This window comes from Bacillus sp. cl95 (assembly GCF_900115925.1).
In the GTDB taxonomy this organism is placed as follows: Bacteria; Bacillota; Bacilli; order Bacillales; family Cytobacillaceae; genus Neobacillus_A.
Map to the genome: position 1 here is coordinate 485622 of NZ_FOYF01000002.1, position 10846 is coordinate 496467.

Genomic DNA, 10846 nt, shown 5'->3' on the forward strand with positions numbered 1-10846 from the left:
CAAAAATCATATTACATGTAAGAAATTTGTCAAGTAACCTGTTCCATATTAGAATAGAGATGAAAAATATTGCAGAATAAATATTTAGAGCGTGAAATTTTTTTCTAAATTCAGGAAGTTTAAGTGTGGTTAGGAATCTTGCCATAAGGGGTAAACTGAAATGCAAAATGTAATTATCGTTGGGGCAGGAAAAGGCGGGACGGCTATCCTGCAGATATTGAATGAAACTGAAGTGCTAAATGTAAGGGCTGTCATTGACCGCAATGATGATGCGCCAGGCCTTTTGCTTGCCAAAAAATATAACATACTGACAGGTAAAGATTGGCGGAAGTATCTTACTGAAGACATTGATATCATCATAGAAGTAACAGGTGATGAATTAGTATTCAAGGAATTGTTAGAAGCTCGTGATAAGAATACAGTCCTCATTCCGGGAAGTGTGGCATATCTAATTGCACAACTAATGGAAGAAAAAGAAGAACTGGTTTCCAAGCATCGGAAAGAGTCATATAAGCATGATCTTATTTTTAACTCTACAGATGATGGGATGCTTGTTATTGATAAAGAAGGAACCGTTACTCTTTACAACGACAGGGCACAACAAATGATAGGTATTAGTAGGGAAGATGTTTTAGGGAAGCATATCACCAATATCATTCCTAAAAGCAGACTTACACACGTTATGGAAACACGGCGTCCTGAAGCGAACCAAGAGATGCTTCTAGATAATGGTGTCAAAATCATTACCACCCGAATTCCTATAATTGATGAAAAAGGTAGGCTAATCGGAGCGTTTGCGGTATTTAAGGATATTACAGAAGTGGTCAATCTTGCGGAAGAGATAACAAATCTAAAAGAAATCCAAACGATGCTCCAAGCAATCATCCAATCGAGCGATGATGCCATTTCAGTTGTAGATGAACATGGTCGTGGAATCCTAATCAATCCAGCATACACAAGAATAACAGGTCTTTCCCAAGAAGAAGTTATTGGACAACCTGCAACAACCGATATTTCCGAAGGTGAGAGTATGCATATGAAGGTCCTTCAAACTAGAAGGGCGATTCGAGGAACACCTATGCGTGTAGGTCCTAATAAAAAAGAAGTAGTTGTAAACGTTGCACCGATCATTGTTAAAGGAAAGTTAAAAGGTAGTGTTGGTGTTATCCACGATATGTCAGAAATCAAGTCTTTAAATCGTGAGTTAATTCGGGCGAGGCAAATTATCAGAAACCTTGAGGCCAAATATTCGTTTGAGGATATAATAGGGTTGTCCGAAGAAATGACACTTGCCATCGAGCAAGCCAAATTGGGTGCAAAAACCCCTGCAACAGTATTATTACGAGGCGAATCTGGGACAGGTAAGGAACTTTTTGCCCATGCCATTCATAACGCAAGTGATAGGAAATACAACAAGTTTATCAGAGTGAATTGTGCGGCTCTATCTGAATCATTGTTAGAAAGCGAATTGTTTGGTTATGAGGAAGGGGCATTTTCTGGTGCTAAACGTGGAGGAAGACGAGGGTTATTTGAGGAAGCGAATAATGGAAGTATCTTTCTTGATGAAATCGGTGAACTTTCAGCCAATACGCAAGCAAAATTGCTCAGGGTCCTGCAGGAACGTGAAATTGTTAGAGTCGGTGGTGCGAAATCTGTACCGATCAATGTTCGTGTGATTGCCGCGACAAATGTTAATTTAGAAAAGGGAATTGCAAATGGCTCTTTTCGGGAAGATTTATATTACAGGCTAAATCGTATGCCTATCCATATCCCGCCTTTACGGAAGCGAAAAGAGGAAATTCCTCTGCTTTGTGAGCGGCTCATTCAAAAAATCAATCAAGATTACGGAAGAAATGTTGAAGGTCTGACGGTTGATGCCATTGCTGAACTGCAGAAATATGAATGGCCTGGTAATGTAAGGGAACTTGAAAATATATTAGGCAGAGCCATCATTTTTATGAATTATCATGAAACAGTGATCGATGTCCAGCATTTGCCTGAACTCAAAAATAAGCAAAATGAAAAAGAAAATAGTTTTCGTATGGACGAATTGGAAGATTCTCATTCGTTGGCAGAAATGATGGATCGTTTTGAAGCTAATATTCTGCAAAATACATTAAATAAATTTGACGGAAATAAGACTTTAACAGCGAAAATGCTTGGATTATCGGTTAGGAATTTGTATTATAAACTCGAAAAGTATAAAATTGAAAAAAACAGCATGCAATAATTTTCATACCGCGCAGTTTTTTGCAGGGTGTTACTGAAGGAAATAAAGCGTTTTCAAACGATTCGTTTTGGCACGCTTCTTGCATTAATAATATATGTGTTGAGACAGCATGAGGAAAGTGAGGTAGATGACACTTGTTGTTAGATGCTCTTATCGAAAAAGCTTCGAGTTTTGTTGATAAAACAGTAGCAGTCGCTGCAGCAGAAGATGAAGAAGTCTTAGAAGCTGTAATAGACGCTGTCAGCAACAATCTCGCCAATTTTCTTTTGTTTGGTGATAAAGAAAAGATATTACATATTTTGAATGAGAAAAAACCAGGGTTTGCTGATAATGAAAGCATTATCATTACACATGCTAAAAATCCTGAGTTGGCTGCGGAACTTGCTGTTAAGGCGGTAAGGTTAAACGAAGCTGACGTTCTTATGAAGGGTAATATCGCCACAGCAGTTATTTTGAAAGCTGTTTTGAACAAAGAATATGGATTGCGAACAGGAAGTGTACTATCGCATGTGGCAGTGTTCGAGGTGCCGGGATTCGATCAATTGATCCTTCTGACTGACGCAGCTATGAACATCGCGCCTGATCTTGATCTAAAAGTTCAAATTACAAAGAATGCAGTTTCTATCGCTTCCGGTATTGGCATTGAGACACCAAAGGTTGCACCAATTGCTGCTGTGGAAGTGGTAAATCCAGCAATGCAGGCCACTCTCGATGCGGCGGTTTTAACTCAAATGAATAGAAGAGGTCAAATTACTGGCTGTATCATTGATGGTCCACTTGCTCTTGATAATGCAGTTTCTATACTAGCTGCAGAGCATAAAGGGATAAAGAGTGATGTAGCAGGTCAAGCAGACATTTTACTTGTTCCAACAATTGAGGTAGGAAACGCATTATATAAATCAATGGTCTATTTTGCAAAAGCAAAAGTCGGTGCTGTGATAGCAGGAGCAAAAGCTCCAATCGTATTAACCTCTAGAGCCGATTCTGCTGAAAGCAAACTTTATTCGTTAGCATTAGCATTATGCACTGCTTCTAAATAGAATTTTTTTTATAAATGGGGAGGAATAACAATGGAAATCTTCAAGTACTTAGAAAAATACGATTATGAGCAAGTGGTATTCTGTCAAGATAAGCAATCTGGATTAAAGGCTATTATTGCCATTCATGATACAACTTTAGGGCCAGCACTTGGTGGAACTCGTATGTGGACATACGAAAATGAGGAAGCGGCTATCGAAGATGCATTGCGTCTAGCTCGCGGTATGACTTATAAAAATGCGGCAGCAGGTTTGAATCTTGGTGGTGGTAAGACAGTTATTATCGGCGATCCTCGTAAAGACAAGAACGAAGAAATGTTCAGAGCTTTCGGCCGTTATATTCAAGGATTAAATGGTCGCTATATTACAGCTGAAGACGTAGGTACTACTGTAGCAGATATGGACTTGATCCACGAAGAAACAAATTTTGTAACAGGAATTTCTCCTGCATTCGGTTCATCTGGTAATCCTTCTCCTGTTACAGCTTATGGTGTATACAGAGGGATGAAAGCAGCAGCTAAAGAAGCATTCGGTACAGATTCACTTGAAGGTAAAGTAATTGCGGTTCAAGGCGTAGGAAACGTGGCATATACACTTTGCCGTCACTTACACGAAGAAGGCGCTCAACTAATTGTTACTGATATCAATAAAGAAGCTGTACAACGTGCAGTTGAAGAATTTGGTGCAAAAGCAGTTGATCCAAACGAAATTTATGGTGTTGAATGTGATATTTATGCACCTTGTGCTCTAGGAGCGGTCATCAATGATGAGACAATTCCGCAAATTAAGGCAAAGGTAATTGCAGGGGCAGCTAACAACCAGTTAAAAGATACAAGTCACGGGGATACAATTCACGAAATGGGAATCGTTTATGCGCCTGATTATGTAATCAATGCAGGTGGAGTAATTAACGTTGCTGATGAATTATATGGCTACAATCATGAACGTGCAATGAAGAAAGTTGAACAAATCTATGCAAACATTGAGAAAGTAATCGAAATCTCAAAACGTGATGGGATTCCTACTTACATGGCTGCTGATCGTATGGCAGAAGAAAGAATTGAAAAAATGCGCAATTCTCGCAGCCAATTCTTACTTAACGGCCATCATATCCTAAGCCACAGATAAGAAAAAAGTAAAAATGCAGCTGCTAGATTTAGTCTACAGTCAATAAGATAAATTCATTTAAGGAGAAAACGCTGGATGCATATTCAGCGTATTTCCCTTTAGGCTATGTTAAAGTGTTGATTTTCTGCACTTCATTGATTGGAGTGGAGGGCGCTTGACTCCTAGGGGATTAGCGTTACAGGCGAGACCCCACAGGAGCGATAGCGACGAGGAGGCTCGACGAACGCTCCTAGGAAAGCAAGCGACTGGAATGGAAATCACAGGCAAGTTTAACAGAGCTTCCCTTTAAAAGGTAGAGAAGAAAATAAAGCAATGTGGAGGTTTAAAAGTGCAGGACAAAGAATATCGAATTCTCGTCATCAACCCGGGCTCAACATCAACGAAAATAGGGGTTTTCGATAACGACATTTCTGTTTTAGAGAAAACAATTCGACACGAAACAGCGGAAATCGAATCATTTGCATCTATTATTGATCAGTATGAATTCCGAAAGAATACGATTCTAGAAGCACTGGACGAAGAAGGGATCAATATTTCCAAACTGAGTGCAGTATGTGGTCGTGGAGGGTTATTACGTCCTATTGAAGGTGGTACATATTCGGTTAATGATGCTATGCTAGCTGACCTTCGCGCAGGCTACTCAGGACAGCACGCTTCGAATCTTGGGGGAATCATTGCATATGAGATTGCCACAGCTTTGAACATCCCTTCTTTCATTGTAGATCCTGTTGTAGTAGATGAACTCGATCCAATTGCCCGTATTTCAGGTTTTTCTTTAATCGATAGAAAAAGTATTTTTCATGCCCTTAACCAAAAAGCGGTAGCTAGGCGCGTTGCAAAAGAGTTAGGAAAGAAGTATGAAGAACTGAATTTAATCGTTACTCACATGGGTGGAGGTATCACTGTTGGTGTCCATCGTGGTGGAAGAGTAATAGAAGTGAACAATGGGCTTCATGGGGACGGGCCTTTCAGTCCAGAACGTGCTGGAACAGTTCCTGCCGGAGATTTGGTAGCCCTTTGTTACTCGGGTGAATTTTACCGTGAAGAAGTCATGAAGAAACTTGTTGGCCAAGGTGGTCTAGTGGGCTACCTCGGGACTAACGATGCGGTAAAAGTGGAGAAAATGATTGAAAAAGGCGATGAAAAGGCTAAGTTGGTGTACGATGCAATGGCTTATCAAGTTGCTAAGGAAATTGGTGCAGCAAGTGCTGTTCTTTCAGGTAAAGTCGATGCCATTATATTGACCGGCGGTCTTGCCTATGGAAAAGGTTTTGTAAAAGCAATCAGTGATCGTATTAATTGGATCGCAGATGTCATTGTTCATCCCGGAGAAAATGAACTTCAAGCCCTTGCAGAAGGAACAATTCGAGTTTTAAGAGGAGAAGAAGCACCTAAGGAATACCCTGGAAATATAAAGAAGGTTTCAGCTAAGTAGGAGGAGGAATTTCATTGGCACAAGAATATGATTTGGTCATATTAGGTGGCGGAACAGGTGGTTACGTTGCTGCCATCCGCGCTTCACAGCTCGGATTAAAGACAGCTGTCGTTGAAAAAGGGAAGCTTGGCGGTACATGTTTGCATAATGGTTGCATTCCAAGTAAGGCCCTTTTAAGAAGTGCAGAAGTATATGCTACTGCTAAGAAGAGCGAAGAATTTGGAATAGTAACAAGTGAAGTTAGCGTTGATTTTAAGAAAGTCCAAGAGCGCAAAAATAAGATTACAGATCAACTTTTTAAAGGTGTCCAGCACTTGATGAAACAAGGGAAAATCGACGTTTATGAAGGGTTAGGAAGAATCTTGGGACCGTCGATTTTTTCACCAATGCCAGGAACGATTTCGGTTGAAATGAATAATGGTGAAGAAAATGAAATGCTTATCCCTAAAAACGTAATTGTGGCTACAGGTTCAAGACCTCGAACATTACCAGGCTTAGAAATTGACGGTAAACAAGTGATGACTTCTGATGAAGCTTTGCTCATGGAAGAACTACCTGAATCCATCATTATCGTTGGTGGTGGGGTAATCGGAATTGAATGGGCATCCATGCTGTCTGATTTCGGTGTAGATGTCACAGTCATCGAATTTGCGGATCGCATTGTTCCAACCGAGGACAAAGAAATCTCGAAAGAAATGCAAAGATTGATGAAGAAAAAAGGCGTTAAGATTGTAACAAGTGCGAAAGTGTTGCCAGAAACACTTACTAAAGGTGAAAAAGTCACTGTTAGTGCAGAAGTTAAAGGCGCACAAAAAGAATTTCATGCGGACAAATTGCTTGTTTCTGTTGGTCGCCAAGCAAATGTTGAAGGTATTGGTCTTGAAAACACAGAAATCCAACTCGAAAAGGGTTATATCGCAACGAATGAATTCTTCCAAACGAAAGAGTCTCATATCTATGCAATCGGTGACGTCATCGGCGGATTACAACTTGCACATGTGGCTTCACATGAGGGGATAACAGCTGTTGAACATATTGCAGGGCAAAATCCTTCACCAATGGACTATAGCCTTGTTTCAAAATGTATTTATAGTTCTCCGGAAGTTGCTAGTGTCGGATACACAGAAGACGAAGCGATTCAAAAAGGTTACAAGGTTAAAACAGGCAAGTTTTCATTTCGTGCAATTGGTAAAGCGCTTGTTTTTGGAGAATCTGACGGATTCGTCAAGATTGTTGCAGACGAAGAAACAGATGATATTCTTGGTGTTCATATGATTGGACCTCATGTGACGGATATGATCTCTGAAGCAGGTCTTGCGCGAGTATTAGATGCAACTCCTTGGGAAGTTGCCCATACCATTCATCCGCACCCAACTTTATCAGAAGCAATTGGAGAAGCGGCACTTGCAGTATACGGTAAGGCCATCCACTCTTAATATTGATCTTATGTACCCACTTAAATAAGTATGGAAAAATAGGAGGTTACTATAAATGGCTGAAAATCGTCATGAAGCTTTAGGTCTTAGTGATGCTAAAGTATTAGAAATCTATGAAACGATGCTAATGGCGCGTCGTATTGATGAGCGTATGTGGTTGTTAAATCGTGCTGGTAAGATTCCTTTTGTTATTTCTTGTCAAGGACAAGAGGCTGCACAAGTTGGGGCAGCATTTGCTCTGGATACTGAAAAGGACTATGTCCTTCCATATTACAGAGACATGGGTGTCGTTCTAACTTTTGGTATGACTCCGACTGAACTAATGCTTTCTGGTTTTGCTAAAGCAGAAGATCCGAACTCTGGCGGACGTCAGATGCCAGGTCACTTTGGACAAAAGAAAAACCGCATTGTAACAGGATCTTCCCCTGTAACAACTCAAGTTCCACATGCTGTTGGGATTGCGTTGGCTGGAAAAATGGAAGGCAAAGATCTTGTGACATTTGTTACCTTTGGTGAAGGATCATCCAACCAAGGTGATTTCCATGAAGGTGCTAACTTTGCTGGTGTACATAAGCTTCCGGTCATCTTTATGTGTGAAAACAATAAATATGCAATCTCTGTACCTATTGAAAAACAATTGGCATGTGAAAATGTATCAGACCGTGCGATTGGCTATGGTATGCCTGGTATCACAGTGGATGGAAATGATCCTCTAGAAGTCTATAAAGCTGTGAAAGAAGCGGCTGAACGTGGACGAAGAGGAGAAGGTCCGACATTAGTTGAAACAGTATCATATCGTTTAACTCCACACTCATCTGACGATGATGACAGAGCATATCGCGCACCAGACGAGGTTTCACAAGCAAAAACAAAAGATCCAATCATCACTTTTGGAGCTTATTTGAAAGAAACTGGTGTAATGAATGACGAACTAGAAAAAGAAATCAATGACCGTATCATGAAAATTGTTAATGATGCTACTGAATATGCAGAAAATGCGCCTTATGCAGAGCCTGAGAGTGCTATGAAATATGTATACGCAGAAGGTAAGGGGGACTACTAATGGCGGTAATTTCTTATATCGAAGCTGTAACAATGGCAATACGAGAAGAAATGGAAAGAGATTCAAGAGTATTTGTTCTTGGAGAAGATGTTGGTAAAAAGGGTGGAGTTTTTAAAGCGACAAACGGCCTTTACGAACAATTCGGCGAAGCGCGTGTACTTGATACGCCACTTGCAGAATCTGCTATTGCTGGCGTAGGAATCGGTGCAGCAATGTATGGAATGCGTCCGATCGCAGAAATGCAATTTGCTGACTTTATCATGCCTGCAGTCAACCAAATCATTTCTGAAGCTGCACGTATCCGTTATCGTTCCAACAACGACTGGAGCTGTCCGATGGTAATCCGTGCGCCTTATGGTGGTGGAGTTCATGGTGCACTTTATCACTCTCAATCAGTTGAAGCGGTATTTGCCAATCAACCTGGATTGAAAATTGTCATGCCTTCGACTCCTTATGATGTAAAAGGATTGTTAAAAGCAGCAATTCGTGATGAAGACCCTGTCTTATTCTTTGAACATAAACGTGCATACCGCTTGATCAAAGGGGAAGTCCCAACAGACGATTATGTACTTCCAATCGGTAAGGCAGATGTGAAACGTGAAGGTGAAGATATCACAGTTATTACTTACGGCTTATGCGTTCACTTTGCACTTCAAGCTGCAGAGCGCTTGGCAAAAGACGGCATTTCCGTTCACATTCTTGACTTAAGAACTGTTTACCCTCTTGATAAGGAAGCAATTATGGAAGCTACTTCTAAAACAGGAAAAGTGCTGCTTTTAACAGAAGACAATAAAGAAGGCAGTATCATGAGTGAAGTATCAGCTATTATTGCTGAGAACTGCCTGTTTGACCTTGACGCACCAGTCATGCGTTTGGCAGGTCCTGATATTCCCGCAATGCCTTATGCACCAACTATGGAAAAATATTTCATGGTTAACCCTGATAAAGTCGAAAAAGCAATGCGTGAACTTGCTGAATATTAATTGATCATTTTTAACTGAAAGTGTAGAAGGAGGTTTACACATTGGCTATTGAACAAATTAAAATGCCCCAACTTGGAGAGAGTGTGACAGAAGGCACAATCAGTAAGTGGTTGGTTTCTGTCGGAGACAAAGTAAACAAATATGATCCTCTAGCTGAAGTAATGACGGATAAGGTAAATGCAGAAGTACCTTCTTCCTTTGCGGGGGTAATTAAGGAACTGATAGCGGGAGACGGAGACACGCTTGCTGTTGGTGAAGTGATTTGTACGATTGAAGTAGATGGCGGTAATGTTTCTACTAGTGAAAGTATCAATACTGTAGCTGAGGCTCAAAAGACTGAAGAAACAAACGTAGCAACAGAAACTTCAACTGAACAAGGGAATAAGCTGCGTTATTCTCCAGCAGTCCTGAAGATTTCACAGGAAAATGGCATCGACCTTACGCAAGTTAAAGGTACGGGTGCAGCAGGAAGAATCACACGTAAAGACCTTTTAAAGTTGATTGAATCTGGAAACATTCCAAAAGCAGGACAAAAGACTGTAGAAACGAAAGAAGTAGTTTCTGAACCGGTTATCAATGATGCTCCTCCTGAAAATGTACCTGTTCAACCAGCAGTTTCTGCATCAAAACCAGCTAGTCCTACTCCTAGTGTTCCTGTTGTCCCAGGAGATATTGAAATCCCTGTAACAGGAATCCGTAAAGCGATTGCAGCAAACATGTTACGTAGTAAACATGAAGCACCACATGCCTGGACGATGATGGAAGTTGATGTGACAAACTTAGTAGAATACCGAAATGGAATCAAGAATGACTTTAAGAAAAAAGAAGGATTCAATTTAACTTTCTTCGCTTTCTTTGTTAAAGCTGTGGCTCAGGCATTGAAAGAATACCCACAAATCAATTCTATGTGGGCGGGAGATAAGATCATTCAGAAGAAAGACGTCAATATTTCTATTGCTGTTGCTACAGATGATGCATTATTTGTTCCAGTAATCAAGCATGCTGATGAAAAAACGATTAAAGGCATCGCTAGAGAGATTACAGAACTTGCAGTCAAAGTTCGTAATGGACAATTGAAATCAGAAGATATGCAAGGTGGAACGTTTACAGTAAACAATACTGGTTCATTTGGATCCGTTCAATCAATGGGTATTATCAATTACCCTCAAGCTGCGATCCTTCAAGTAGAATCAATCGTGAAGCGTCCTGTTGTTATGAATAATGGAATGATTGCTGTTCGTGACATGGTAAACCTTTGTATGTCTCTTGACCATCGTGTACTTGACGGTCTCGTTTGCGGCCGTTTCTTACAACGTGTGAAAGAAATTCTTGAAAATACATCAAAAGACACTACATCTGTTTATTAAAATAAGATTACCTTTCTAAAACCGCTATCCCTTGGATTAGCGGTTTTTCACTATCATTGCCCACTTTTAAAATGTATATTAAAATAAAGGTAGTAGACTTTTTAGAATTTTATCAATATTTTCGAAAAAGAGGGGAGTGAAAGCTGTCTTGTAAGAGACAGGTCGTT

8 protein-coding genes are annotated in these 10846 nt (G+C 40.3%); all 8 read left to right on the top strand.

Going from position 1 to position 10846, the window contains the following annotated elements; translation table 11 throughout:
- Positions 1-160: 160 nt before the first annotated feature.
- A complete protein-coding gene (locus BMZ31_RS07675) occupies positions 161-2230 on the top strand; it encodes a sigma-54 interaction domain-containing protein (protein ID WP_090831136.1) in 2070 nt (689 codons plus the stop codon).
- 134 nt (positions 2231-2364) lie between these two features.
- Positions 2365-3270, top strand: coding sequence for a phosphate butyryltransferase (yqiS, locus tag BMZ31_RS07680; protein ID WP_090831137.1), 906 nt, complete (start codon positions 2365-2367; stop codon positions 3268-3270).
- Between the two features lie 30 nt (positions 3271-3300).
- The gene (gene bcd, locus BMZ31_RS07685) at positions 3301-4395 is read left to right on the top strand and encodes a branched-chain amino acid dehydrogenase (RefSeq protein ID WP_090831138.1); all 1095 of its coding nucleotides are present in this window, start codon (positions 3301-3303) and stop codon (positions 4393-4395) included.
- A 328-nt stretch (positions 4396-4723) separates the two neighbouring features.
- Complete coding sequence (gene buk, locus BMZ31_RS07690; RefSeq protein ID WP_090831139.1) at positions 4724-5830, top strand: butyrate kinase; 1107 nt, start codon at positions 4724-4726, stop codon at positions 5828-5830.
- A 14-nt stretch (positions 5831-5844) separates the two neighbouring features.
- On the top strand, positions 5845-7266 hold the full coding sequence (gene lpdA / locus BMZ31_RS07695) for a dihydrolipoyl dehydrogenase (protein ID WP_090831140.1): 1422 nt from the start codon (positions 5845-5847) through the stop codon (positions 7264-7266).
- A 55-nt stretch (positions 7267-7321) separates the two neighbouring features.
- Complete coding sequence (locus BMZ31_RS07700; protein ID WP_090831141.1) at positions 7322-8329, top strand: thiamine pyrophosphate-dependent dehydrogenase E1 component subunit alpha; 1008 nt, start codon at positions 7322-7324, stop codon at positions 8327-8329.
- Positions 8329-9312: an alpha-ketoacid dehydrogenase subunit beta gene (locus BMZ31_RS07705; protein WP_090831142.1), complete on the top strand. Its 984-nt coding sequence runs from the start codon at positions 8329-8331 to the stop codon at positions 9310-9312. The genes BMZ31_RS07700 and BMZ31_RS07705 overlap by 1 nt, the downstream gene beginning before the upstream one ends.
- 41 nt (positions 9313-9353) lie before the next feature.
- Positions 9354-10679 (top strand): dihydrolipoamide acetyltransferase family protein, encoded by a 1326-nt coding sequence (locus tag BMZ31_RS07710; RefSeq protein ID WP_090831143.1) that lies wholly within the window; start codon positions 9354-9356, stop codon positions 10677-10679.
- Positions 10680-10846 lie beyond the last annotated feature (167 nt).

Coding starts and splice junctions, on each gene's coding strand:
- BMZ31_RS07675 (WP_090831136.1), top strand. CDS start 161: ATGCAAAATGTAATTATCGTTGGGGCAGGAAAAGGCGGGACGGCTATC.
- bcd (WP_090831138.1), top strand. CDS start 3,301: ATGGAAATCTTCAAGTACTTAGAAAAATACGATTATGAGCAAGTGGTA.
- BMZ31_RS07700 (WP_090831141.1), top strand. CDS start 7,322: ATGGCTGAAAATCGTCATGAAGCTTTAGGTCTTAGTGATGCTAAAGTA.
- BMZ31_RS07705 (WP_090831142.1), top strand. CDS start 8,329: ATGGCGGTAATTTCTTATATCGAAGCTGTAACAATGGCAATACGAGAA.